Source organism: Kordia aestuariivivens (genome assembly GCF_014397005.1).
GTDB lineage: Bacteria > Bacteroidota > Bacteroidia > Flavobacteriales > Flavobacteriaceae > Kordia > Kordia aestuariivivens.
Map to the genome: position 1 here is coordinate 119,934 of NZ_JACGWS010000001.1, position 25,062 is coordinate 144,995.

At 34.2% G+C, this 25,062-nt stretch carries 21 protein-coding genes; 13 read left to right on the plus strand and 8 right to left on the minus strand.

What is annotated here, in order from left to right; all coding sequences use genetic code 11:
- The first annotated feature begins 12 nt into the window (after positions 1-12).
- The 4 genes from clpX (at position 13) to H2O64_RS00505 (ending at position 7,785) form a co-directional block, all read left to right on the plus strand.
- Entirely contained in the window at positions 13-1,245 is a 1,233-nt protein-coding gene (gene clpX / locus H2O64_RS00490) for an ATP-dependent Clp protease ATP-binding subunit ClpX (protein ID WP_187560173.1), read from the plus strand.
- Positions 1,246-1,255: 10 nt separating this feature from the next.
- Positions 1,256-2,068, plus strand: a complete 813-nt coding sequence (locus tag H2O64_RS00495; protein ID WP_187560174.1) for a LytTR family DNA-binding domain-containing protein — start codon at positions 1,256-1,258, stop codon at positions 2,066-2,068.
- A gap of 118 nt (positions 2,069-2,186) precedes the next feature.
- Positions 2,187-3,437, plus strand: coding sequence for a serine hydrolase domain-containing protein (locus H2O64_RS00500; protein ID WP_187560175.1), 1,251 nt, complete (start codon positions 2,187-2,189; stop codon positions 3,435-3,437).
- Positions 3,438-3,828: 391 nt separating this feature from the next.
- Positions 3,829-7,785: a T9SS type A sorting domain-containing protein gene (locus H2O64_RS00505; protein WP_187560176.1), complete on the plus strand. Its 3,957-nt coding sequence runs from the start codon at positions 3,829-3,831 to the stop codon at positions 7,783-7,785.
- A 170-nt stretch (positions 7,786-7,955) separates the two neighbouring features.
- Here the strand turns inward: H2O64_RS00505 and H2O64_RS00510 are convergent, their stop codons facing one another.
- The gene (locus tag H2O64_RS00510) at positions 7,956-8,180 is read right to left on the minus strand and encodes a hypothetical protein (RefSeq protein ID WP_187560177.1); all 225 of its coding nucleotides are present in this window, start codon (positions 8,178-8,180) and stop codon (positions 7,956-7,958) included.
- A 377-nt stretch (positions 8,181-8,557) separates the two neighbouring features.
- On the minus strand, positions 8,558-9,031 hold the full coding sequence (locus tag H2O64_RS00515; protein ID WP_187560178.1) for a hypothetical protein: 474 nt from the start codon (positions 9,029-9,031) through the stop codon (positions 8,558-8,560).
- 211 nt (positions 9,032-9,242) lie between these two features.
- Between H2O64_RS00515 and H2O64_RS00520 the strand changes: the two genes are divergently transcribed.
- Positions 9,243-10,280, plus strand: coding sequence for a helix-turn-helix domain-containing protein (locus H2O64_RS00520; protein WP_187560179.1), 1,038 nt, complete (start codon positions 9,243-9,245; stop codon positions 10,278-10,280).
- Here the strand turns inward: H2O64_RS00520 and cls are convergent.
- Positions 10,277-11,698 carry a cardiolipin synthase gene (cls, locus tag H2O64_RS00525; RefSeq protein WP_187560180.1) on the minus strand — a complete coding sequence of 474 codons (1,422 nt, stop codon included), beginning with the start codon at positions 11,696-11,698 and terminating at the stop codon, positions 10,277-10,279. The genes H2O64_RS00520 and cls overlap by 4 nt on opposite strands.
- Complete coding sequence (locus tag H2O64_RS00530; protein WP_187560181.1) at positions 11,698-12,327, minus strand: SOS response-associated peptidase family protein; 630 nt, start codon at positions 12,325-12,327, stop codon at positions 11,698-11,700. The genes cls and H2O64_RS00530 overlap by 1 nt, the downstream gene beginning before the upstream one ends.
- Before the next feature lie 305 nt (positions 12,328-12,632).
- Between H2O64_RS00530 and H2O64_RS00535 the strand changes: the two genes are divergently transcribed.
- The 7 genes from H2O64_RS00535 (at position 12,633) to H2O64_RS00565 (ending at position 17,130) form a co-directional block, all read left to right on the plus strand.
- A complete protein-coding gene (locus H2O64_RS00535; RefSeq protein ID WP_187560182.1) occupies positions 12,633-12,794 on the plus strand; it encodes a DUF1328 domain-containing protein in 162 nt (53 codons plus the stop codon).
- Between the two features lie 20 nt (positions 12,795-12,814).
- Positions 12,815-13,153, plus strand: a complete 339-nt coding sequence (locus tag H2O64_RS00540; protein ID WP_187560183.1) for a hypothetical protein — start codon at positions 12,815-12,817, stop codon at positions 13,151-13,153.
- A gap of 63 nt (positions 13,154-13,216) precedes the next feature.
- Entirely contained in the window at positions 13,217-14,113 is an 897-nt protein-coding gene (locus tag H2O64_RS00545) for a mechanosensitive ion channel family protein (protein WP_187560184.1), read from the plus strand.
- A gap of 102 nt (positions 14,114-14,215) precedes the next feature.
- Positions 14,216-14,752 (plus strand): mechanosensitive ion channel domain-containing protein, encoded by a 537-nt coding sequence (locus H2O64_RS00550; protein ID WP_187560185.1) that lies wholly within the window; start codon positions 14,216-14,218, stop codon positions 14,750-14,752.
- Between the two features lie 44 nt (positions 14,753-14,796).
- The gene (corA, locus tag H2O64_RS00555) at positions 14,797-15,888 is read left to right on the plus strand and encodes a magnesium/cobalt transporter CorA (protein WP_187560186.1); all 1,092 of its coding nucleotides are present in this window, start codon (positions 14,797-14,799) and stop codon (positions 15,886-15,888) included.
- A gap of 63 nt (positions 15,889-15,951) precedes the next feature.
- Positions 15,952-16,545, plus strand: a complete 594-nt coding sequence (locus H2O64_RS00560; RefSeq protein ID WP_187560187.1) for a hypothetical protein — start codon at positions 15,952-15,954, stop codon at positions 16,543-16,545.
- A gap of 81 nt (positions 16,546-16,626) precedes the next feature.
- A complete protein-coding gene (locus tag H2O64_RS00565) occupies positions 16,627-17,130 on the plus strand; it encodes a DinB family protein (protein ID WP_187560188.1) in 504 nt (167 codons plus the stop codon).
- 152 nt (positions 17,131-17,282) lie between these two features.
- Here the strand turns inward: H2O64_RS00565 and H2O64_RS00570 are convergent, their stop codons facing one another.
- On the minus strand, positions 17,283-18,896 hold the full coding sequence (locus H2O64_RS00570) for an OmpA family protein (RefSeq protein ID WP_187560189.1): 1,614 nt from the start codon (positions 18,894-18,896) through the stop codon (positions 17,283-17,285).
- Between the two features lie 188 nt (positions 18,897-19,084).
- Entirely contained in the window at positions 19,085-20,605 is a 1,521-nt protein-coding gene (locus tag H2O64_RS00575; protein ID WP_187560190.1) for a GH3 auxin-responsive promoter family protein, read from the minus strand.
- Positions 20,606-20,736: 131 nt separating this feature from the next.
- Between H2O64_RS00575 and H2O64_RS00580 the strand changes: the two genes are divergently transcribed.
- Positions 20,737-21,531, plus strand: coding sequence for a DUF2797 domain-containing protein (locus tag H2O64_RS00580; RefSeq protein ID WP_187560191.1), 795 nt, complete (start codon positions 20,737-20,739; stop codon positions 21,529-21,531).
- Between the two features lie 75 nt (positions 21,532-21,606).
- On the opposite strand, the gene H2O64_RS00585 is transcribed toward H2O64_RS00580, so the two are convergent.
- Both H2O64_RS00585 and H2O64_RS00590 read right to left on the minus strand, forming a co-directional pair.
- On the minus strand, positions 21,607-22,227 hold the full coding sequence (locus tag H2O64_RS00585; RefSeq protein ID WP_187560192.1) for a LysE family transporter: 621 nt from the start codon (positions 22,225-22,227) through the stop codon (positions 21,607-21,609).
- A 128-nt stretch (positions 22,228-22,355) separates the two neighbouring features.
- Positions 22,356-25,001 (minus strand): AsmA family protein, encoded by a 2,646-nt coding sequence (locus H2O64_RS00590; protein ID WP_187560193.1) that lies wholly within the window; start codon positions 24,999-25,001, stop codon positions 22,356-22,358.
- Positions 25,002-25,062: the final 61 nt, after the last annotated feature.

Consider the following 25,062-nt stretch of genomic DNA (forward strand, 5'->3'; position numbering starts at 1 on the left):
TAAAAAGGAATAATGGCGAAAGAAGAATTAGAATGTTCATTCTGTGGGAGAAAAAAACCAGAAACCAATCTATTGATTGCAGGTTTAGATGCACACATCTGTGATAGATGCATCGAGCAAGCCCACGGTATTGTACTAGAAGAATCAAAACAGTCAAATAATGATGAATTATCGTCTGAATTGGTACTTCGCAAACCAAAACAAATTAAAGCGTTCTTGGACGAATTTATTATTGGACAAGGAGCTACGAAAAAAGTAATGTCGGTTGCTGTATACAATCACTACAAACGATTATTACAACCGCCAACAAATGATGATATCGAAATACAAAAAAGTAACATCATCATGGTTGGACAAACGGGAACAGGAAAAACATTAATGGCAAAAACAATTGCTAAAATGTTAAACGTTCCGTTGGCTATTGTAGATGCAACCGTATTAACCGAAGCAGGATATGTTGGAGAAGATGTAGAAAGTATCCTAACACGTTTACTACAAGCAGCTGATTACAACTTAGAAAAAGCAGAACGCGGTATTGTATTTATTGATGAAATAGATAAAATTGCACGTAAAAGTGACAATCCATCCATTACGCGTGACGTTTCAGGAGAAGGTGTACAGCAAGCATTATTGAAACTCTTAGAAGGTACGGTTGTAAACGTTCCGCCAAAAGGTGGACGTAAACATCCTGATCAAAAATTCATCGAAGTGAATACAGAAAACATCTTGTTCATTGCAGGTGGTGCTTTTGATGGAATCAATAGAGTTATCACAAAACGACTCAACATGCAAGCAGTTGGGTACAGCGCATCGAAAGGTGAAGAAATATTTGATAAAGACAATATCTTACAATACATCATCCCAAAAGATTTAAAAGATTTCGGATTAATTCCAGAAATCATAGGTCGTTTGCCTGTGTTGACGTATATGGATCCGCTTGACGCGAATACACTAAGAGCAATCTTAACAGAACCTAAAAATGCCATCATCAAGCAATACAAAAAGTTATTCGAAATGGATAACATTGAATTTGATATTACAGAAGGTGCATTAGAATTCATTGTTGAAAAAGCAATAGAATACAAATTGGGTGCGCGTGGATTGCGTTCATTATGTGAAACAATTCTAACAGATGCAATGTTTGATTTGCCAGGATCTGACGAAAAAGAATTAAAAATCACGAAGACGTACGCTGAGAAAAAAATATCGAAACTAGTCATCAAAAAATTAAAAGCAGTATCATAAACTATCGATAATGCACATAAAAAATTTTTACATCCAATCAATTCCTAAACAGTTATTGATTGGATTTTTTATTGGACTTTGGGTATTTCTCTTTCTCTTCTTTGTAGAACCTTTTGATATGTATCAATTGCGTCCAAGTGAACGCAGTTTTGCAGCATTAGGATACAGTATTGTGGCAGTTTTAACATACGTCATCATCATTCCGGTACAACGAATTCTATACAATAGTGGTCGCTCATGGAGTATACTCAAAGAAATTCTCTTATTGGTTTCGTTGCTGCTCATCTCAGGAATTACAAGCTTTCTATTCTTTAAATTTATCTTATTGCCGAATGAACCAAACACGTATGAATTTGGTTTTTTCTTTTCGCAACGTGTATTTCCAACGGTTTTACTCATGTTGCCCATGATGATTTTCTTGCGATGGATATTTGGCGATAAAACAATTCCGGAAACGATCGCGGGAACGCAAAAAAAACAAACGATTGTCATAAAAGGTGAAAACAAAGCAGAAGTATTGCATTTAAAAGAATCTGAACTAGTGTTCATTGAATCTGCAAATAACTATGTGAAAGTTCATTATTTGTTAGAAGGTACACTGAAAAACGAACTCTTTCGAACTAAAATATCGGTCTTGCAAAAAGAATTTCCATTCTTGCTAAAAACACATCGTTCATTTCTCATAAATCCGAGTCACTTTTTAGAATGGAAACGAGAATCTTCGCAAACCATCTTAATCTTAAAGCCAGCCGTTACAGAAATTCCTGTATCTAAAACCTATAAAAAAGCATTAGTAGAGAAATTCACTAATCCCGCAGAATAATACATTCGCCAAAGCGAAATATTTTCACCACTCAAACCGATTCATTCGCCACAAATAGTTGTAAACACTTAGAGAATGTCGGAATATTGAACTGTCAATAACAATTAAAAAGTTCACTATGAAAAAGACACTATTCAAAGTATTCGCCTTAACAATTATAATAATTACTGCTTTCTATTGTGAAAGTTGCACCATGATTTACCGAACGGTTGCACATGGACAAGCAGACATTACTGATAACGAATGGCAACCAAATGTTACGGTTGAAAAAGGAAGCGATGACTTTATGTTTGCAGCAAAAAATGACGCGGAATTAGCTTCATTCTTAGATGAAACTTTACAAGGAACAAACACCAATGCATTTATGGTGATTAGAAACGACACCATTATCTATGAAAAATATTATAATGAATACAATGAAAACTCGCTCCTAACGTCTTTCTCGGTAGCAAAGTCCTTTGTGTCCGCGTTGGTCGGAATTGCGCAGGAAGAAGGTTTATTAGACGAAAATGAGCCGATTACAACCTACTTACCAGAATTATTAAAGCAAGACAAGGATTTTGAGAAAATCACAATACAACACTTGTTAAACATGCAAAGCGGAATTAAATTTGATGAATATCCACGAATCAATCCATTCACAGGAATGGCACGTTTATACTACGGAACCAACATTCGCTCCAAAGTGACCAACGGAATGACCATTGCAGAAGCGCCAGGACGTTTTAATTACAGAAGTATTGACACGCAAGTATTGGGCGTTATATTAGAACGTGTCACTCAACTGCCGTTAGAAGAATACCTATCTGAAAAAATATGGAAACCACTTGGAATGAAATCTGACGCAACTTGGACAGTTGATAGCGAAAGCAATAAAATGGTAAAAGCGTTCTGTTGTTTAAACGCAACTGCGGAAGACTTTGCAAAATTTGGACGCTTGTACTTAAACGGCGGAAAATACAATGGTGTTAAAATAGTGCCAGAAGCTTGGGTAGAAAAAACAAACAGCGGGAAAAAAATCAGAAGTCATTCAGGGTACAAAAACAAATGGTGGACAAGTTCACACTATGAAGTATTTGAAACGGAAGCTGAAGGAAAAACGTATGCTGAAGCGAACGGAAAGCAGTATTTAGGCTCAAAAAAACTAAAAAGCGGTAAATATGTGTCTTACTTTCAAGGAGACGATTACAACGCGCTTGGAATCCTTGGGCAGCATGTATATGTAAATCCAACAGAAAACCTCATCATCGTTCGTTTAGGTGATTCGTGGAGACACAATCGTTTCTATTTATCAGAGTTAATTTATACGTATGTTGGAAATGGACGTTACAAAAAGATGTTGAATAAGAACAACACAGAAACGAAGTAGTTTTTAACTACAATAGTACATCATATACAGCCCTTTTTAGGGCTTTTTTTAGTTTCGTTAAGTAAGGAAACGGATATTTCTTTTTTCGAAGTAAAGTATGTATTTTAGTACGATTCTTTAAAGAATAATAAAAAAAATGAGTTATTATCTGCTTATTTAAATAGGTTAAAAGCTTGTTAATCAGAAAATATCTATATATAACTTTGATTTTAATCAAGAATCTTCTAGTTTTATAGATAATTTAATTTTTAATTAAGTAAATAGGAATTATACAAATAATAAAAACTCTTGTATATATTAGACAGTGCATGATAAAAAACCAATTATTCATATATAAAAAAATAGGATTTACTTTCTCCTAATTTATTCACTAACAACTAACTGACTTTTTATGAAAAAAACTACACTTAAACTATTTATGATTATGTTCTTGTTGGGCTCCTATATAGGTGTCTCGCAAACATTAAATCAGAACGCGTCCTGGCCTAATACAAATTGGGTAGTTACAGGAATGTACAACACAGATCCATTGGCTTTTGAAGCTGATCCTACCCTAACTGCAAATTTTGCATTTGATGATGATGATGCAGGAAATGGAAGTGATGATGATATTGCTGCAGAATCACCAGTAATCGATTTAACAGCCGCTCATACAGCTGGAGAAACTTGGTTAACTGTATCTGCAGATTATACATACAATGATTTGGCCGATACGTTAACGCTAGAATATTGGGATGCCGATGCTGGAGCTTGGGTGTCATGGGAACAATTTGGACCTTCTGGAGATCAGCCAACAGATAATTTTTGTGGCGGAATTAGAGATTCTTTCACGAGTATCGTATTAAATATTGCATCTTTTACAGCAACACAACAATCTGGATTCAGATATCGTATTTCATTTTTAGATGATGGTGGAGCTGGTGGAGCTGCTTACGAATGGGGATTTTGTTTTGACGCTCCAACAATTACTTCTGCAACACCACCTTCATGTCCAGATCCTTCTGCATTAGGAGCATCAAACATTGATGGTTTCTCTGCTGATTTAGCATGGACAGAAGCAGGAACTGCTACACTATGGAATATTGAAATAGTAGACATTACTGGTGGAGGAACTGTAACAGGAACGGCTACATCAACTGGTGTTGCAAATCCTTTTAGTCAAACAGGATTAGATCCTTCAACTAATTATGAATTTTATGTACAAGCTGATTGTGGAGTAGATGGTACTTCTGCTTGGGTTGGACCTTTTGCATTCTCAACAACAGTTGCATGTCCAGATCCTTCTGCACTAACCGCAACAAATATAATGACCACTTCAGCTGACTTAGGTTGGACTGCTGGCGGTTCAGAAACACTATGGGATGTTGAAATCGTAGACATTACTGGTGGAGGAGTTGCTACAGGAACAGCAACTGCTACTGGAGTTGCAAATCCATACAATGCTACTGGTTTAGTAGATAGCAATGCTTATGAATTTTATGTAAGAGCCGATTGTAATCCTAATGGAACTTCTACTTGGGTTGGACCATTTGCCTTTGTAACATCGTGTACTACATTTACTGCACCATATACACAAGATTTCGAAAACGGAGGAACAGTTCCAGCGTGTTGGACTCTTGGTGGTGATGAAAACTGGTTGTTTAATACAGCTGGACCAAACCATGTTGGTAACGGTGGAACACTTTCTGGAAGCACGGCTTCAGGAGGCTATTATGCAGTAGTAGATGATTCTACACCAGATGCAGCGAATGCACAATTAGACTCACCATTTGTAGATGTATCTGGATTAACAACACCTGCTTTATCTTTCTATGAAATTAGTAATAATGAAGGACAGCCAAATGCAACATTAACTGTTAGTGTTTGGGATGGAGCTGCATGGAATGTAGTAGGAACATATAATACAAATACTGCTGGATGGGAGCAGAAAATAATAGACTTAAGTGGATTAACATTCACAGGACCTGCACAAGCAAGATTCTCAGTGGCAGATTCAGGATCATTCTATGATGATATCGCTATCGATGATGTTACTTTTGACGAAGCACCTTCTTGTTTTGATCCTTCTGCATTAGGAGCAACAAGTATTGATGGTTTCTCTGCAGACTTAGGTTGGACAGAAAACGGAACTGCTACACTATGGAATATAGAATTAGTTGACATTACTGGAGGAGGAACTGTAACAGGAACTGCTACATCAAGTGGTGTTGCAAATCCTTTTAATCAATCAGGATTAGATCCTTCAACTAATTATGAATTTTATGTACAAGCTGATTGTGGACCAGGTGGAGTTTCTGCATGGGTTGGACCTTTTGCATTCTCAACAACAGTTGCGTGTCCAGCTCCTTCAGCATTAAATGCTACAAATGTTTTAAGCACTTCTGCAGATCTTGGATGGACTGCTGGCGGTTCAGAAACACTTTGGGATGTTGAAATCGTAGACATTACTGCTGGTGGAGTTGCAACAGGAACAGCAACTGCTACTGGCGTTGCAAATCCATACAATGCTACAGGCTTAACAGATGCAAATATTTATGAATTTTATGTAAGAGCAGATTGTGCCGCTAATGGAACATCTACATGGGCTGGACCATTTAACTTTATAACAGCATGTAATACATTTACAGCACCATATACAGAAGACTTCGAAAACGGAGGAGCAGTTCCAGTTTGTTGGACACTTGGAGGAGATGAAAACTGGTTGTTTAATACAGCTGGGCCAAACCATGTTGGTAACGGAGGAACACTATCAGGAAGTACGGCTTCTGGAGGCTATTATGCCGTAGTAGATGATTCTACGCCAGATGCTACCAATGCACAATTAGACTCACCATTTGTAGATGTATCTGGATTAACAACACCTTCTTTATCTTTCTACGAAATTAGTGATAACGAAGGATTTTCAAATGCAACCTTAACAGTAAGTGTTTGGGATGGAGCTGCATGGAATGTAGTAGGAACATACAATACAAATACCGCAGCAGGATGGGAACAAAAAGTGATTGATCTTAGTGGATTAACATTTACAGGGCCAGCGCAAGCGAGATTCTCAATTGCAGATTCTGGAGAGTTCTATGATGATATCGCTATTGATGATGTTACTTTTGACGAATTACCGACATGTTTAGCCCCATCAATGCTAACAGCAACAAATATTACAGATGCTAGTGCTGATTTAGGTTGGACAGAAAATGGTACAGCTACACTATGGAATATAGAACTAGTTGATGTAACAGCTGGTGGAGTTGCAACAGGAACAGCAACTGCTTCTGGCGTTGCAAATCCATACAATGCTACTGGATTAGCGCAAAATAATGACTATGCATTCTATGTACAGGCAGATTGTGGACCAGGAGGACTTTCTGGTTGGGTTGGACCTTTTGCATTCAGTACGTTGGAAACATGTCCAGCACCTGGTGCATTGACAGCTACAACGATTACGGAGACAACTGCTGATTTAGGTTGGACAGAAAACGGAACAGCTACTTCTTGGAATATCGAGTTAGTAGATATTACTGCTGGTGGAGTTGTAACAGGAACAGCAACTGCTTCTGGCGTTGCAAACCCTTATGGAGCAACTGGTTTAGTTGGAGACAACACGTATGAGTTCTATGTGCAAGCAGATTGTGGAGTAGATGGTGTATCTGCATGGGCAGGACCATTTACATTTGCTACACCGTATGTAGCATTACCGCCAGATTGTACGAATGGAACATTCTTAGATTCAGGAGGACAGAGTGGAGATTATTCAAGTGGAGAAAATATTACCTATACAATTTGTCCAGATAACCCAGCTACTGAAACAATAGAAGTTGAGTTTACTGCATTTAATACAGAAAACAATGGTGCAGCTGCTTGTTATGATGGATTAACAATACATGATGGTCCAGATGCATTATCAGCAACAATTGATCCTCCAGGAGGTGGAACAATTTGGTGTTGGGATAGAAATGACGTTCCAGCTGCAGGTACAGGTGACTTACAAGGAATGATGATCGAATCTACGGATCCTTCAGGATGTTTAACATTCGTATTTACTTCTGATGGATCAGTTGTAAGAGATGGATGGGAAGCTATGGTAAGCTGTAACCCACTATCTACGATTTCTTTTGAAAATGGACGTGCTTTCACATTCTATCCAAACCCAGTTGATAACAAATTGACATTGGTAGCAGGAAAAAGAATCGAAAACGTAACGTTTTACAATATTTTAGGAGCACAAGTATTAACAACTTCTCCTAATAGTTTATCAAAAGATGTCGATACATCTGCATTAACATCAGGAACGTACTTTGTACAAGTAACTGTTGAAGGTGTAACAGATACGATTAAGATTATTAAGCAATAATCAATCTTTTAAATAATAATATAAAAGCCACCAAATTTGGTGGCTTTTTTTATGTGATTAATTTAGGGTGTCGAAATATGATTCTATTCTATTTTTAAAAACTAATAAAAACTAGGCAGCACAATAGAAACTAAAAGCGAACCAAAACAGTTCGCTTTTTTTTTATAACATTAATTGATACCACGACTAACACACCAAGTCGTAATTTGGCAACCATTCGTAGCACACAAGTCACTATATGGAATTGTGTAATCAGTTGTTGTATAGCAACTATCTGTTTCTGGACAAACACCACAAGAACCAGATCCACCAATAATATGCGTTCCGCTAAAATTTGAAATGGCTTGTTTGTTAAGATTTAGATTTTTAAGACTTTTGAAACTCTTTTTTTTCATAATTATAAATTTTGATTAAACGTTCTTTAAATGTAGAAAAAATCTTTCCGTAAAGCGAATAATTATAATCGGGATTCATAAAAACAGTATAGTAAGTTGAAGCGTTTTTTTAATCTCTGATAGTAAAAGAGAACGACTTAAATTTTGAATTTAATTCCACGTTCTTAAATAGATTTTTGCTTGTGTATCTAACGAAAAAATAGGATCTCTATTTTTATTGCGAAGTTCATTATCAATAGCAAAAATATACGCAGCGCGAGCGTAAAACTGTAATTGTTTGGTGAAGTGATTTTCACTAAAGTAGAATAACTAAAAAACAGCAAACCGATATCTAAATAAGATATCGGTTTTGCCACTATAATTGTAAAATATATAAATTAGAATTGATATCTAATTCCAAGTGCAATATCAAAATCCAAATCATCACTATAATTATCATCAAATCCAAGTTCTGGACGCACATCAAGTGAGATTAATAATGGAATGTCAAAATTGTACTCAATACCAACATTTCCTGCAACCAATGCAAATGATCCGTTTCCTGCTGGAGTATCATACGATCCAACTCCTGCACCAGCACCTAAATACCAATTAAAATTTCCGTCTAGTGGACGTACCCATTGGTACAATCCGACTAATTTAAAAGCATCTACATTGTCTCTGCTTCTAAATCCTAAATCGAATTCCAATCGATTGTTTTGGTTTAAATGTCTTTGGTACGAAATCTCAGCACCCAATCCGTCATTATCACCAAAACGAAGTCCGATGGCATTTTTTGATATTTGTTGCGCGCTTAATGATGACGTAATAGCTAAAAAGCTTATAACTAATAGTATTTTAATATTTTTCATAATGTTGTCTTATTTATTTGGTTATAATACAAAAGTAGGTATTTGTCATCAATATATTTTGCTCATATCATTTAATCATTGGCTCATATAAATTTTTCATATAATTTGTTCAGGACATTATACTTTTACTAACTTTGATTTACGTTTTTTTTACTTTTGGAAAGCTTATAAATATGTAAATTTCTATTTCGATTAAAACGACAAATGGCCTATGAAAACGATTCGTATTACAGCAGAAGATACCGCAGGCACTGTGGCGCAAATTCAAGAAGCTATTGGCGGAAAAATTATTGAAAGATGGGGAGAACATATTCTTGAAGTCAATAATGATATTGCTAAAGGCAGTATTCACTTCATTACCTTCGAATGGGGCGGAAGTTTGCTCGAATATAATATCACTTTTTTTGAAGAGATAGAATTGGTTATGGATGCCTCCGAATACAATCCAATTCATTTTACATATTGTCTAAAAGGATTTTGTAAACATCGTTTTCACGATGAAACAGAACAAAGAACTTTGGAAGAGTTGCAACCATCAATCATTACATCTAAAAGTGGTGGATACAATCATGGATATTTTCCAAAAGATATATATCTGCATATCAACGTCGTTCAAATAAGTAGAGTAAAATTTATCAGAAAACGACTCAATGACGCTTCTATCTTAAACCAGAAATTATACAAAGTATTCCACGATTCGTATCATGAAAATCGTTTTGTCTACTTAGGAACTTACAATCTGAAACTAGCAGAATTGATTGATTCTTTAAATCATATTGAACAAAAAGGAATGATTCGCATAATGTTGATTGAAGGTATTGTGTATCAAATTCTGTCTTTACACATGATTCAACATGATAAAGATGTAAAAACGGAACAAAATGCAACGCCAATTTTGTTTGAAGAGTTAGAACTTGTGAAGGAAATTGCAGAAGAAATTTCAGAAGAAGTTTCCAAAGAATATACGTTGGAGCAATTATCAGAAAAAAGTGGATTAACGCAAGTCAAGCTTCAAGAAGGATTCAAGCATTTATATGCCCGAACTGTTACAGAATACATTCGTCATGTACGTTTGGAAAAAGCAAGAGATTTGATAAATGACGAAGAGAACAATCTTAATATTTCTCAAATTGTGTATACTATTGGGTTGAGTAGTCGAAGTTACTTTTCTAAAATATTCAAGCGTAAATATGGCATCAGTCCAAGTCAATTTTTAAAGAATAAGCAAAAGGCAAAAATTATAGCTTAAAGTAGCGGACTAAAAATACGAGCAGCACCTTCTAGCAATTTTACTTTTAATGGGCGTTTTTTAAAATCTTGATAATCTAACTGTTTACAGTTTTCGATTTCTGACTCAAAATCAGTTGCTATTTCTTTTGCTATTTTGGCATCATAAACCAATGTGTTTGTTTCGTAATTGTGCTCAAAACTTCGGTAATCAAAATTTCCTGAACCTATAGAAACAATCTCTTTATCAATAATAATAAGCTTGCTATGTGAAAACTTTTTCAAGATGTGAATTTTCACTCCTGTACGTAACAATTCTTGAAAATTTGAAAACATACTATACTTTGCTAATTGTGAGTCACTATTTTCGGGAACCATAATTCTAATATCAATACCTTGTAATGCAGCTATTTTTATAGCTTCTAGTAATGATTTATTCGGTATGAAATAAGGGTTTTCAATATAAATGCTTTTATCTGCCGCGCTGATCATTGCTAAATATTGATGTAAAATGGATAAGTTTAAATGATCTGGTCCGCCAGAAACAATCTGAACCAAACTGTCGCCCGCTTTTTCTTGTTTTGGCACATAGTTTTCCGAAGTCAGCAATATGTCGTTACTTGCGTGATAATAATCTTTAATAAAAATTCGATGCAAATGATCTACAATATATCCTTTGAGTTGCACATGCATATCACCCCAAACTCCTAATGGATTTTTTGAAGAAATATATTTATCAGAGATGTTTACGCCACCAGTAAACCCTAATTTTCCATCAATTATTAGAATTTTTCGATGATTCCGATAATTTAATGTAGATAAAATGGTATTAAATTTTAAAGGCAAAATGGGGAAAATTTCCACACCTATTTTTTTGAGTTGCTTCCTTCGTTTTTGACTTAAACCAGAACTTCCAAAAGCATCATATAACATACGAATTTCTACTCCTTCTGCAATTTTCCGTTCAAAAATGTCAAAAATTCTATTTAGTATTTCTCCTTTTTCTAGAATGTAATATTGTGCATGGATGAATTTTTCGGCATTTTCCATCGCTTTAAAAATCGTATCAAAAGTTTCTTGACCATTTTTAAGTAAAACAACGTCATTGCCTTCCAGCGCAGGAAAGTCAGAACTTGCTTTTAGTAAATCATTGATTTTTGAATATTTGATATCTGCAAACGGATGTTCGTCTTCCGTAATATTTTCCGTAATATTTTCAAAGTCATACAAACGACGTTTTGCATTGTAATTAAGACTAAAAAATTTAAATTTTTTTCGGTTGATGCCAAATATTACATACAATACAATGCCAACAATTGGTAGTATAATTACAATTAATAACCAACCAATAGAACGCGCAGGTCGGTTTCCATATAGTAATATGTTGAAGATCGCCCAAGCTAGGCTTATAATATATATGGAATAGAAACTAATAAGCATTACGAAGCAATTCTTTGTATTTTGAACTTCGTCAAATAGGGTTTTGAAATAATATGTAGAATGTCTTCAGAAGCCGTTTTTGGGCTCAGCCAAATATTCTTGAACAGTAACGGGATTTCTAGTGGCATATAATTATATAAGTTTTGTTTAGAAGACAACAAATCATTCATTTCGGTATTAATTACGGAACATGTAACAAAACCATCTTCTAAAATATTATAAATTCCAGCAAGTGCAAAAGGTGCAGCATTTTCTTTTTCTACAAGATATGTTTCAATTTCTGTATCTACAATATGATGGATGTAAAAACCAGTTGCTAAAATTAAACAACGGCGTTTTTCAAGTGCTTCTTTGTATAATACATTTCTGGAAATTTCTTCCTTATTCGTATGTAAAGTGGTTTTTAGTTTTTGAAACTTTCGCCAATCACCTTGAAAATCTTGCGGAAGAATTCCCCAAATACCTTCTGTAATAGCATTGGGTTCATCCATGGTAATAATAGCAATCGATTGTTCTTTCAGTCCATCAATGACCAGTTGTGGTTTGTAAATATTTGGGTATTTCAATGAAAGTCCAAAAGTGAGTTCAAGAGAAGTTTTGCTCGCGGTATTTGATAATTTATAATTCATGGTCTGTGTGGTTATGAGCTAATAGGTATGTTATTCGTTTATATTTCTTTTTCTACAATCCAAAAGTAACACCATTCTTATGATTTTCTTGACGCAAATACCATTCGTATTAACTCATTTCGTTTAAAACTGCGCAGAAAAGCTTCAAAAATAGACTATTTACTACCGTTTTTTATCAGATTTCACCAACAACGATATTAAATGAGTTAACATTAAAATTGATGCAGCAAAGTCGCGCATCGATCTCGCCATAAATTTGTAGCAAACAAAATCAAATAAATATTAGCCTTTAAAATATATACTATATGTTACGTTGGACAATCACATTTATAATCATTGCATTAATCGCCGGAGTATTAGGATTTACTGGAATTGCAGGGGCATCTGCAGGAATTGCTAAAATTTTATTCTTTATATTTTTAGCGCTTTTTGTAATCTCATTAATTACAGGTAGAAAGCGAATCTAAATCAATTAAATCAAGATAGAGTGCCTGCACCAATTGCTGTTACAAAAATATTTATGATTGATAATGACAAAGATCCATTTTATGATAAAGTAATAAAAGTGAAATATTACAACATGGACAATAAAAAATATGCTTTTAAAGCAGAAGGAAACTCGTTAAACATTAGCTATTTTCAAGGTGATACTGAAGTTCAAATTGGAAAAGCAGTACGATTAAATTACAACAATTACTATGTGATTTCATCTAAAGAAATGAATGGTGTTGGATATTTTACAAAAGATAATGACTTTGTGATGGAATATTATGATCCCAAAACGGATGATACAAAAGTGTTGATCTTTGAAGATTTAAATTTCTAATCACAATTCAAAAGACAAATATATTCTATAAAAAAAAGCATAATACACTAAAAGGAAAAGAACATGGAGCAAGGAGTACAAGCAACCACAGGGATCGTTATCGACAAACTAGAAAGTTGGTGGGTTTCATTGGTGGAAAATTTACCAAATATTGGAGTAGCAATTATAGTTTTAATACTAAGCTACTTTTTGTCAAGATTAGTATTTAAGACCACTTTGAAACTAATTGACGGACGCGTAAAACAAAAAGCAGTTGCAAAGCTAATAGCGAGAGTTGTCGCGGTATTCGTTGTGCTAACTGGTTTGTTTTTAGCCTTGAGTGTATTAAATTTAGGTGAATCAATCTCAGGATTATTAACTGGAGCCGGAATTTCAGGTATTGTAATTGGTTTGGCCTTACAAGGAACACTTTCAAATACAATATCAGGTATTGTATTATCTTTTAGGAAAAATGTTCGCATAGGTAATTGGGTTGAAACCACTGGATATGCAGGAGAAGTTATTGACATTGCGTTAAACTATTTAGTCTTAAAAGAAGCTGATAATAACATCGTGGTTATTCCGAACAAAACTATTTTAGAGAATCCAATAAAAAACTATTCATTAACGACACGAATGCGTGTTATGATTGATTGTGGCGTTGGATACGAATCTGATTTGGAAGCTGTGGAAAAAATCACAAAAAATGTCATTGCAAATTCTTTTGAACAAATAGAAAGTACTGAAAATGTAGAGTTTTACTATACCGAATTTGGCGGAAGCTCTATTAATTTTTTATGTAGATTTTGGATTGATGCCGAAAACTCTCTAGAACAACTAAAAGCAAAAAGCAAAGCGATCATGAAAATAAAGCAAGCATTTGAAAAGGAAAACATCAACATTCCTTTCCCAATTAGAACCTTGAAATTCAATGATCAAACCCTAAAAGTTTCCAAAGCAGAAGAAGCTTTAGAAACATAAATTATACTATAAAACTCTTAAAGAAAGTGTAGCTAAAAATGTTTTGGCTACACTTTTTTTATATACATTTGAATTAATTAATAACTCATAAAATACACTGTTATGATTCTGCCTAAAGAACAACTATTATATACCTTATTACTGGTTGTGATTATGATAATTATAAGTTTAATCATAAAAAAAGCAATTCGAAAATTTAGTTTTGTACAAGCAATTGAAATTAACAGACGAAAGGTGATTTTTAATATTTGCTATTTTATTATTTATCTTTTTTCAGGATTTATCTTGGCGATCATTTGGGGCGTAAAATTTCAAGAATTTACAATTTTCATCTCTTCAGTATTAGCAGTTTTAGGAGTCGGATTCTTTGCGCAATGGTCTATACTTTCAAACCTTACGGCAAGTTTTATTCTGTTTTTTTATCATCCAATTCGAATTGGACATCGAATCAAAATCATTGACAAAGATTACAATTGGGTAGGTGAAGTTAAGAACATTACAGCGTTTTACTTCTTTATAGAAACAGATGCTGGCGAAAATATCTCATTGCCAAACTCTTTGGTGATGCAGAAAGGAATCGAAATTCTAGCAAAAGAAGCGTCTGTTCAGAAAGAACAAGAAGAATTATACAAAGAATAATACATTCCGTATATTTAATCATTCTGAAAATAAAACAATACAACTTGCGAGCACCATATAAAAAGACGAAAAAACACAAAAAAGCAACAGCTTCTAAAAGTTTAGGAAAAGCTCCTGGAGAATTAATATATCTAGGTGAAAAGGAAAACTTAGAAACGCTGCTGGAAGTTCATGAATATACAACAGAAGCATACAGTACACACAAGACAAAACAAATCACGAAAATATTTGATGTTAAAGGGAACAATCGTGTTACGTGGATCAATGTAAACGGACTCAACAAACCCGACGATATTAGAAAAATTGGAGAATATTTCAAACTACATCCGCTAATCTTAGAAGACATTGTAAATACCAATCAACGTCCTAAAATTGATGAATATGAAGACTATATCTTCATAGTTCTAAAAATGCTGTACCATAGCGAAAAAAGCGATGAATTGCTCACAGAACACATTTCTATCATCATTGGACAAGACTATGTAGTCACATTTCAAGAAACAGAAGAAGACATCTTTAACTCCATTCGTGAACGATTCAAAAATCAAAAAAGTCGATTGCGGAATTCGGGAGCAGATTATTTAGCTTTCTTGCTCATGGATGCGATCGTTGATAATTATGCAGTTGTTATTGAAATGTTTGGATCTAAAGTAGAACAAACAGAAGAGGAATTGTTCTTAGAAAATTCGCGAGATGGAATCTCAAGAGACATTCAATACCTAAAACAAGAATTATTACGCTTGCGTAGAAACATTTTGCCATCACGTGAAGTGGTCAGTCGCATTGTAAAATCAGAGTCAGCACTCATCACGATCAAAACACACGATTACATAAAAGATTTACAAGATCATGTGTTGCAAATCAACGATAACATTGACCTGTACAGAGAAATGGTTTGGGGATTAATGGATATGCACATGACAACGATGAGTAACAAAATGAACAGCATTATGAAAGTGCTGACCATCATATCTACAATCTTTATTCCGCTTACCTTTATTGTTGGTGTCTATGGAATGAACTTTCAATACATGCCTGAACTTCAATACAAACATTCGTACTACATCTTATGGGGCATCATGATTGCTCTTTTTATAATACTCTTATTATTCTTTAGGAAGAAAAAATGGTTATAAGAGTTTTTGAAATTCACAAACATCTTGGGCACACTAATTGCTCATAAAGTAAAAACACGTTTCATGAAACTGCTTCTTTCCTTAGTATTGCTATTCTCGCTGCATACATTAAATGCGCAATTGTCTAAAAGTAAGATCACGAAGAATATACATGCTTGGCAGACAGAAAATGCTGAAAAATATGTGCTAAAACTTCAAGGAACAGAAGTAGTTACAGCAATTACACGCTATCACCCAGAACGCCCTGAAGAAAAAAATGATCTCATTGAAGTGACATACAAAGGCATGAAAATTCAATTAAAATTCACAAAACCTTTAAAAGAAACCTCAACGCATAGCGACAGTCTGCAAAAATACTTTAGCTATGTATCATTCAGTAAAATATACAACAACATACCTTCGAATGGTTGGAATGTGCATCCACAAACACCTTCAAGTAGTTTGCGTGGAAAAGGCGTTACATTCACATCCGAAAATGGAACATTAAGTATTTCTATTCATTGGTCTATCTATGCCATTACAGGCTACAAAGACTCTAAAAAGTGCAACGAAGCATTAGCAATGGCAGATAGTTCTGCGCCTGAAGAATGTTTCGTGCATGTTGCAAAAACACTTCCGTTAGAGGTTTTAATCACGAAAGTGTCTTTAGAAAACTAGCGGAATAATTCATTGGATACATATCACGTTTGTGTTATATTTAGAAGAAATAAAAAAGGTATATACTAACAATTCTTCCAAATGAATCACATAATTCAACATACAATCCGTCAATTGCAAGAAGTTCAAACAGGAAAACCATGGATTGGAAGTACGTACTCGCGTAAATTGAATGAGATTGATGCAGCACTTGTTTTTACAAGACCTCTCAAAAATCTTCACAGCGTTGCGGAAATAATATCTCATCTCACCTTATGGCGCAATGAATGTATCTTAAAAATTAAAACAGGAGAAGGAAGTAAAACTGATGATTGTAAAGAAAACTGGTTGGACAATGATGAACTCAAAGCTATTGGTTGGGACACACTAAAATTCAATTATGACAATAGTCTTACACAACTCATCGATGTATTAAAACAAAAAGATGATCAGTTTCTTTCAGAAAAATATTATGACACAGACTTCAAAGGATATTATGAATATCACTTTGTCATAAACGGCATGTTACATCACGATCTATATCACTTGGGGCAACTTGGACTCATTATCAAATATCTAAAAGAAGATCATAACGACGAACAATAAAAAATTGCAGATCTGCCATATGTAAAGTCTTTTCGAGGGCTTTTTTAATTTACATTCATAAGATAGTATCCAAAAAAAGATAAAAACATAGAACAAAAAAAGAGCACTCAATTGAGTGCTCTTTCGTTGGGCAATATCAGTTTATTACAATCTTACTTTACAATAACAAACTCGATTCTACGGTTTGTATTGTGCTGTGCTTCAGAACAAGTAGTTCCACAATCTTCTTTTGGTTGTGTTTCTCCATATCCTTTGGAAACCAAACGCTTTGCATCCACTCCGTTAGCAATTAAATATGCTTTTGCAGCAGCAGCTCTTTTGTTAGACAACTTGTAGTTGTATGCAGCTTTACCTCTTGTGTCAGTGTGTGCGTTGATCTCAATTTTCATTTCTGGACTGTCATTCAATACGTCAATAATCTTGTTTAAAGATAATGTGGACTCATCTCTGATCACCCATTTATTAAAATCAAAATAGATGTCTTCTATTTTGATCATTAATTTTTCGTTTTCTTCTACGATTTCAGCTTTTGCTTGTGGCAACTTAATCGTCATTTTATGCTTAAAATCATCTCCTCTAAACGATTCAAACTCTTCATCAGTTTCTATGAAACCATCTTTAGAGGCATTTAATGTATAAGAATTATAAGGTATTACAGTTGTTGTAAATACACCTTCGTTATCCGTAGTAATTTTGTCTACCACACGGCCGTAAGCGTCAACAATAGTTACTGTAGCGTTTGGCAACACCATATTTGTTTTATGATCTACAACGGTACCTTGTAATGATTGTGTTGTCTTTTCTCTTTTGAAGTAATAAATATCATTTCCACCTTTTCCACCATCTCTGTTAGAAGTGAAGAAACCAGAATTTGACTGATCCATTAAAAATCCGAAATCATCTTCAGGACTGTTTAAAGAACTTCCCATGTTTACAGGGTAGTTTAACTTTCCATTAATAATTTTACTTTCAAAAATATCTAAACCTCCTAAGTTATAGTGTCCGTTTGAAGAAAAATACAAAGCGCTATTGTCTCCCATTACATACGGGAATTTTTCGTCTTTATGTGTATTGATTTCGCTTCCTAAGTTTTTAGGAGCAGTATATGTTCCATTTTCATTAACTGTTACAGAAAATAAATCGTATCCACCTTTTGATCCTGGAATGTTCGCAGAAAAGTAAATTGTTTTATCATCTGAAGATAATACTGGATTCTCAATTGCGTATCCTTCTACGTTGAATGGTAACATTTCAAAGTTTGTCCATTGATAGTTTATCAGTTCAGCTTTGAAAATCTTAAGATTATGCTGTCCGTTCTCTTCTACACTTCTTGTGAAGAAAACAACGTCTTGTGCATTTGACAATGCAACAGAACCTTCATGATGTTCTTTTGTGTTGATTGCTCTTGAGAAATTCACTAAATTTTTAATATCTCCTTTTTGATTCAAATCTCCACAGTATAAATTGTAGAAACCTTCGTTTTTGCTTCTTAAAGCTCCAATTCTTTTTGAAGAAGAAACAATTACTTTATCTCTGAAAAATGCAGTTGCATGCTCAGAATAAGGAGTATTAATATTAAGATTTTTGAATTCGTACATGAATCCGTTTGGATCCAATGCTTTGATTGCTCTGTTTTCAACTTCTTTAGTTGAAGTGTCTCCGAAATAATCACTAGTTTCAATCGCTGCCTCTGGCCCTTGTGCATTTGCGAAAGTCACTGTGAAAACTGCTAAAAGAATCAGCAGCGTAGGTGTGAACTTTTTCATTTTAAAATTGGGTATTGTACTATTGTTAATAATCTGATAGCATAAAGATAAAGCAGCAAATCAGTTACCTGTATTTTATTAGTCAAAAGACATGGAAATTCGATGAGTAGTAAAATCCGAGGGATAAGTTAAGTGGAAAACAGGTATTTTCCCCTGTAAAATATGGTATTCCCTTGAATTATAAAGGGTTAGTGAATTTGGTTCATTTGGAGTAATTCGTCCAAGTAAATTCGTTGATTGGACAAGCGAGGAATTTTATGTTGACCACCAAGTTTATCTTTCTTTTTTAGCCAATCGTAAAATAATCCACGGCGAGCCACATGTAGTTTTAAACTATTCAAGGTTAAATTATTGAAGCGTTTTGCTTCGTAATCAGAATTTATATTTTGGAGTGCTTCATCCAATAAAAAAGCAAACTCCTCTATATTCTCGGGCGCTTTTTTAAACTCAACAATCCATTCGTGCGCACCTTTTTCGCCATCATGCATAAAAATAGGTCCGGCAGTATACTCAACAATTTCTGATTTAGTAGCAACACACACTCTTTTCAATGCATCTTCAGCATTTTCAATAATTAATTCTTCACCAAAAACATTAATGTGATGTTTGGTACGTCCCGTAACTTTAATGCGATGCGGACTTGTTGATGTAAATCGTATCGTATCACCAATTTTATAACGCCATAAACCTGCATTTGTCGTAATAATAACGGCATAATTTTGTCCAATTTCAACGTCTGACAATGGAATTATTTTTTGATCTAATGTACGATAGGTATCCATCGGAATAAACTCATAAAAAATACCATAATCGAGCATTAACAAGAGTTCATCAGAATCATTTCGATCTTGAATGGCAAAGAAACCTTCCGAGGCATTGTATATTTCGTAATACTTAAATTCTGGTTTTGGCAATAAATTTCGATACTGCTCTTCATACGGCGCAAAACTTACACCGCCGTGAAAATACACTTCTAAATTTTCCCAAACTTCAAATAAATTTGCTTTCTGAGTTTGTTTCAACACTTCATTCAATAAGACAAGCATCCACGATGGAACACCCGCCAAACTCGTTACATTTTCGCGAAGTGTTTCTGTAATAATAGCATCAATCTTCACTTCCCAATCGCCCATTAACGACACTTTGCTGCTCGGTGTACTGCTAAATTCTGCCCAAAGCGGTAAATTATCAATCAAAATAGCGGATAAATCACCAAAATACGTTCCGTTTTGTTCGTATAATTCTTTGCTTCCGCCTAAACGTAAACTCTTTCCATTAAACAATTGTGAACCTTCATTATTATTCAAATACATACATAGCAAATCTTTACTAGCTGCATAATGACACAATTCTAACGATTCTTGACTAACGGGAATAAACTTACTTTTTGCGTTCGTTGTACCGCTCGATTTTGCAAACCAACGAATGGGCGTAGGCCAAAAAATATTCGATTCTCCTTTGCGGGAACGTTCAATCATAGGTTGAATGTCCTCGTAAGAAGTCACCGGAATTCGTTCTGTAAATGTTTTATAATTGGTAATCGATGGAAAATCATACTGTTTTCCGAGTTCTGTTTTATTCGCTTTAGTGATTAAAGACATCAATAATTCTAACTGCACCTCATTTGGGTTGCTTAAAAAAAACTCAATCTGATGGATGCGTTTTTTTAAGAACCAGGAAGCGATAGAATTTACTAATGGTATCGGCATTGCGTATAGGTTATTCGGTTGTGATTTTAGTTGATAAAATATGGCTACTCGCAAAAAGTTTTTTACATTCGTAAACGATCTTCTTAGGAAGCAATCATACTTTAAGTGAATAAAAATAGCAAAAAACTTTAATGATGTATCAAGGTGTTTTAACAAAAATGCAAACTGAATTTGGAAAACCTATTCAATATTACCTAAATTTTGAAGATGATTTCCTGAATATGAACCAATTACTAAATAAAACACTGACATTAAATTTTGAAAAATTTGAATGCCTAAATTGTCATTTAAACAAAGAAATTTACCGACAAGGATTCTGTAAAAGCTGTTTCTTCGAAATTCCAACTGCTGGCGATTGGATTATGCATCCCGAATTGAGCACGGCACATTTAGATATAGAAGACCGTAATTTGGAATATGAGAAAAAAGTACAATTGCAACCACATATTGTGTATTTAGCGTTGTCAAGCGAAATAAAAGTTGGAGTTACACGTAAAGGACAAGTGCCTACACGTTGGATTGATCAAGGTGCAACAAAAGCCGTAGAAATTGTAGAAGTTCCCAACCGATATTTAGCTGGAATCACGGAAGTTGCCTTAAAGTCCTTTGTATCTGATAAAACAAATTGGCGAAAAATGCTTCAAAACTTAAATGCAGATGCAGATTTATTAGCGAAAAAAGAAGAACTACAACAATTCATCCCAGAAGAAGCAAAATCATACTATTTAAACAATAGAGAAGTGGTAGAACTTGAATTTCCGGTACTTTCTTACCCAGAAAAAGTAAAAAGCTTAAATCTTTCTAAAACAGCAACTTTTGAAGGTGTTTTAAAAGGAATCAAAGGACAATACTTAATTTTTGAAGACAATACTGTTTTCAACGTTCGCGGAAATGAAGGCTCGGTGGTGAATTTGGGAATTAGCTAAATTTTTCATTCTTGCGTGTCACATTGAGCGCAGTCGAGATGAAGGCAGGATCTAACTCAATACTCAAATCTATGCTTAACCAAGCATGTACTTCACCAACTGCACACAGCCAATCACAAATAGCAGCACACCAATCACTTTATTGATGATAGCAGCAATATTCTGGACTTTATTTTTAATCAAAATACTAAACTTACTATATGCGTAAAGCGTTAAAAGTTTTCCTAAATACACACCAGCAAAAAACACAAACAGTATTTTTAGTGAAGTATTCATATCTAGTTGAAAGGCGTTTTTATTCAAATACGTAATCATGAAGATCCAATACACCAATACTGTCGGATTCAACAACCCAAGAAAAAAACCTGTAATATATTTAGACATTTTAAACTTTTTCTCTTGCGCTTCTTTCTTTTTTTTGAAGAATAAAAAAGCACCAATTAAAAATAGTAAAATTGCAATCATGACTTGAATCCATTGATTCATATCAATAAATTCACCAACCACCATACTGCAATGTAGTGCGTAAAACGAAATGATAATTTCTGCAATTCCAGCAGTCAGCGCAATCTTCATTGCGTTGCGCGCATCGACACGTAATGTGGTATTAATTACTGAAATATTAACCGTTCCCAAAGGAATAGCGCCTACAAACGTTACCAAAACACCAACTGCGAAGTATATTAAAAATTCCATGAGGTGTTGGTAGGAAGTTTTACGGTAACATTACATTTTTTTAAAATTAAAGTTGAAATCAAAGCACTTCTCGATACAATTTTCTATCGAAAATCACTCGAAATGACGAATTGACAAAAAAACAAAAATCAATTCACAGAATCTTTCTTTTTCTCTTGTTCTTTTTTCTTCTTGCGATTGCCTAATAAATTGCCAAGCACGCTCGTTACTTTGTCGCCTGTAGAATTTGGAGTCGTTACCGTAGAATCTTTTTGCGTAGAACTTCCTTTAATCAAACCGCCCAAAATATCATTTACCGCATCGTTTCCTGTATCAATATTTCCTAAAGCTTCTTGCGCTTTCACTTTGGCTAATTTTGTAACTAAATCGGTGGTGGCGCTTGCTAAATCGGTAGTGAAATTTGGATTTGTAAAGTTTCCAGTAATCTTCGTAGACACAGGAACAGTGATGTTTTTTGCTTCTTCAGATTTAATCTCAGATAGCAATTTCGTTACTTCCGAGCCTAAATATTTTGCAGGAATTTCAAACGTTGCATCATAATTTAACGATTGATCAAACCCATGACTTCCCGCAACGGTAATTTGAATGTCTTTATAATCAAACGAAAAAGGTTTTACACTTACCTTTCCATCATCAAAAGATAACTTTGCTTTAATATTTTCAATATCAATCTTATTCAGATCAATAAAACTGAGTTTTTCATTAATCGTATTAAAGAAAGCTACGTTATTCGACTTCAAGGTTGTGGTGAGTAATTCTGCAAACGCATTTCCCGAAATAGTTTTCAAATTTGGTGTATAGCTTTCGCTTAAATCGCCTTTCAGTGAAATGATAGTGTTCAGTTTTCCGTCTAACGCTTTCGCGATTGGCGCAATGGTTTGAAGCAACTCTAATCCGTTAAATGATTTTGACAAATCGAACGAATTCAGATCTAAATCCATCGCAAATGTTGGCGTTTCTTTTTTGGTAGAAACCAATCCATTCACCTTTATTTTTCCGTCAAAAAGATCGGAAGTTACATTGTTTAAAATTGCTTTGCCATCATCTAAAAATAGACTTCCTTTTACATTATCTAGTTCAATATTATCGTAATATACCTTTTTAGAATTTACATTGATTGTACAATCTAAAAACGCAGGAATTTTTAAGGCTTCACCTTTTTCAACTTCGGTATTTTTATTTTCGCTTCCTTCTGCGCTTGCAATCATAAAATCACTTACGTAAAACGCATTGGAATTTACATTGAAATCTCCTTTTAGTTTATCTTCATTAAACAGAAAACCCAATAAATTTTCAATAGTTCCAGTGGCGTTAAAATCACTCTTTCCACTTTTTGCATCAAACTTTTTTAAGGAAATTCGTCCAGGGACAAAATCAATTGTTGCTTCCGAAATTTCCAACGGATTTACCACATCTTTCGAAGAAAACAAAAAGTCCGATACTTTTATATTTCCATTATTTTTAATACGTCCATATTTTTCATCTTGAATTGCCTTCATGTCAAAGCTCGTCGTGAGATTTGCGTCTAAAATTCCGCTCAATTCTTTATTTAATTCAATAGGATATGCTTTTGAAATGTTGCCTAGATTCAACTTTCCAACCACCGTAGCATTTACTTTCGGATTTGTGGTCAACTGTGAAAGTGTTCCGTTTCCACGAAATGAATCTTCATCAATCTTAAAAGCTATGTTGTTAATACTAATGTAAGTATCTGCTGTTTTTCCTGTCGTATTTTTTAATTGCGCATTAATATTGATGTTTTCAACACTTTTTGGCAAATCAGGATATTTAAAAGACGCATTGTTTGATGCAATTTTGATGTCTATATTCGGAATTCTTTTATCATTTGCAATTCCTTTGATTTCCCCAGAAACTTCAAAGTTTCCGGATGTTTTTACACCAGAAATATTCTTTGCATACGCTTCCGGAATCACGGCTAAAAAGTTTTTAAAATCGGAAGAAGGCGTTTGTAATTTCAACTGAATTTCTTGAGAATCAGGATTTATTTTTACAAAACCATCAAACGTTAATGGCAACTGATTGATCAATGCTTCGTTTTCCAAAAATGTATAGGTATTCGTTGTCAAATCCATACCAATTAATGCATCCAAAGCAATTTGTTGCTGATTGATGTATTTCATATCGTCAATGGCAAACGAAACTAATGCGTTTGTTTTTGTGTCCAATTCGGATGTCGCTAATGAAAAATCGCCAAAACCTTCATGCTGTAAATTTGCAACGACTAGCTGTGTTTTACTTTTTGCATCATCATACGTAATGTCCGTGTTGAGGATATGATAATTGTCTATTTTGAATTTAAAATCGGAAGTTTCTTCAACCGTTGAAGCATCTTTAGGAGTTTCGTTCGGTTTTGCAATATCGTAATTTGCATTTCCGTTTGCATCAACCTGAATATTCAATTTTGCATCATCAATCGTAAAACTATACACCTGAATGGCTTCATTTGAGCCTTTAAAAAGTTCGCCAATTGCAGTCGTGACGGCAACTTCTTTTCCATAAAAAAGCGTATCGTTTTCAAAAGGTGCGTTATTAATGACTTCAACTTCTGTCAAAATAATGGAAGCTTTTGGGAAATTTCGAAAGAAACTTACATCTGCATCTGCAAAATCTACGCGTGCGTTTACATTTTCATTGATGGTTTCTTTCACCATGGCAATGATTTTGTCTTTAAACACAAAAGGAGCTGCAGCTAATAGAACGACACAAACTAATAAGGTAATCCCCGTTATTTTTAATACTTTTTTGACTTTCATAAATTCAGTTTTTACAGGTTCTAATTAAGTGAAATGTTAAAAAAATCACTGTTAAGAAGCT

Excerpts from the sequence above, each read along its gene's own strand:
- clpX (WP_187560173.1), top strand. The coding sequence starts at position 13 with ATGGCGAAAGAAGAATTAGAATGTTCATTCTGTGGGAGAAAAAAACCA.
- H2O64_RS00495 (WP_187560174.1), top strand. The coding sequence starts at position 1,256 with ATGCACATAAAAAATTTTTACATCCAATCAATTCCTAAACAGTTATTG.
- H2O64_RS00500 (WP_187560175.1), top strand. The coding sequence starts at position 2,187 with ATGAAAAAGACACTATTCAAAGTATTCGCCTTAACAATTATAATAATT.
- H2O64_RS00505 (WP_187560176.1), top strand. The coding sequence starts at position 3,829 with ATGAAAAAAACTACACTTAAACTATTTATGATTATGTTCTTGTTGGGC.
- H2O64_RS00510 (WP_187560177.1), bottom strand. The coding sequence starts at position 8,180 with ATGAAAAAAAAGAGTTTCAAAAGTCTTAAAAATCTAAATCTTAACAAA.
- H2O64_RS00515 (WP_187560178.1), bottom strand. The coding sequence starts at position 9,031 with ATGAAAAATATTAAAATACTATTAGTTATAAGCTTTTTAGCTATTACG.
- H2O64_RS00520 (WP_187560179.1), top strand. The coding sequence starts at position 9,243 with ATGAAAACGATTCGTATTACAGCAGAAGATACCGCAGGCACTGTGGCG.
- cls (WP_187560180.1), bottom strand. The coding sequence starts at position 11,698 with ATGCTTATTAGTTTCTATTCCATATATATTATAAGCCTAGCTTGGGCG.
- H2O64_RS00530 (WP_187560181.1), bottom strand. The coding sequence starts at position 12,327 with ATGAATTATAAATTATCAAATACCGCGAGCAAAACTTCTCTTGAACTC.
- H2O64_RS00535 (WP_187560182.1), top strand. The coding sequence starts at position 12,633 with ATGTTACGTTGGACAATCACATTTATAATCATTGCATTAATCGCCGGA.
- H2O64_RS00545 (WP_187560184.1), top strand. The coding sequence starts at position 13,217 with ATGGAGCAAGGAGTACAAGCAACCACAGGGATCGTTATCGACAAACTA.
- H2O64_RS00550 (WP_187560185.1), top strand. The coding sequence starts at position 14,216 with ATGATTCTGCCTAAAGAACAACTATTATATACCTTATTACTGGTTGTG.
- H2O64_RS00560 (WP_187560187.1), top strand. The coding sequence starts at position 15,952 with ATGAAACTGCTTCTTTCCTTAGTATTGCTATTCTCGCTGCATACATTA.
- H2O64_RS00565 (WP_187560188.1), top strand. The coding sequence starts at position 16,627 with ATGAATCACATAATTCAACATACAATCCGTCAATTGCAAGAAGTTCAA.
- H2O64_RS00570 (WP_187560189.1), bottom strand. The coding sequence starts at position 18,896 with ATGAAAAAGTTCACACCTACGCTGCTGATTCTTTTAGCAGTTTTCACA.
- H2O64_RS00575 (WP_187560190.1), bottom strand. The coding sequence starts at position 20,605 with ATGCCGATACCATTAGTAAATTCTATCGCTTCCTGGTTCTTAAAAAAA.
- H2O64_RS00580 (WP_187560191.1), top strand. The coding sequence starts at position 20,737 with ATGATGTATCAAGGTGTTTTAACAAAAATGCAAACTGAATTTGGAAAA.
- H2O64_RS00585 (WP_187560192.1), bottom strand. The coding sequence starts at position 22,227 with ATGGAATTTTTAATATACTTCGCAGTTGGTGTTTTGGTAACGTTTGTA.
- H2O64_RS00590 (WP_187560193.1), bottom strand. The coding sequence starts at position 25,001 with ATGAAAGTCAAAAAAGTATTAAAAATAACGGGGATTACCTTATTAGTT.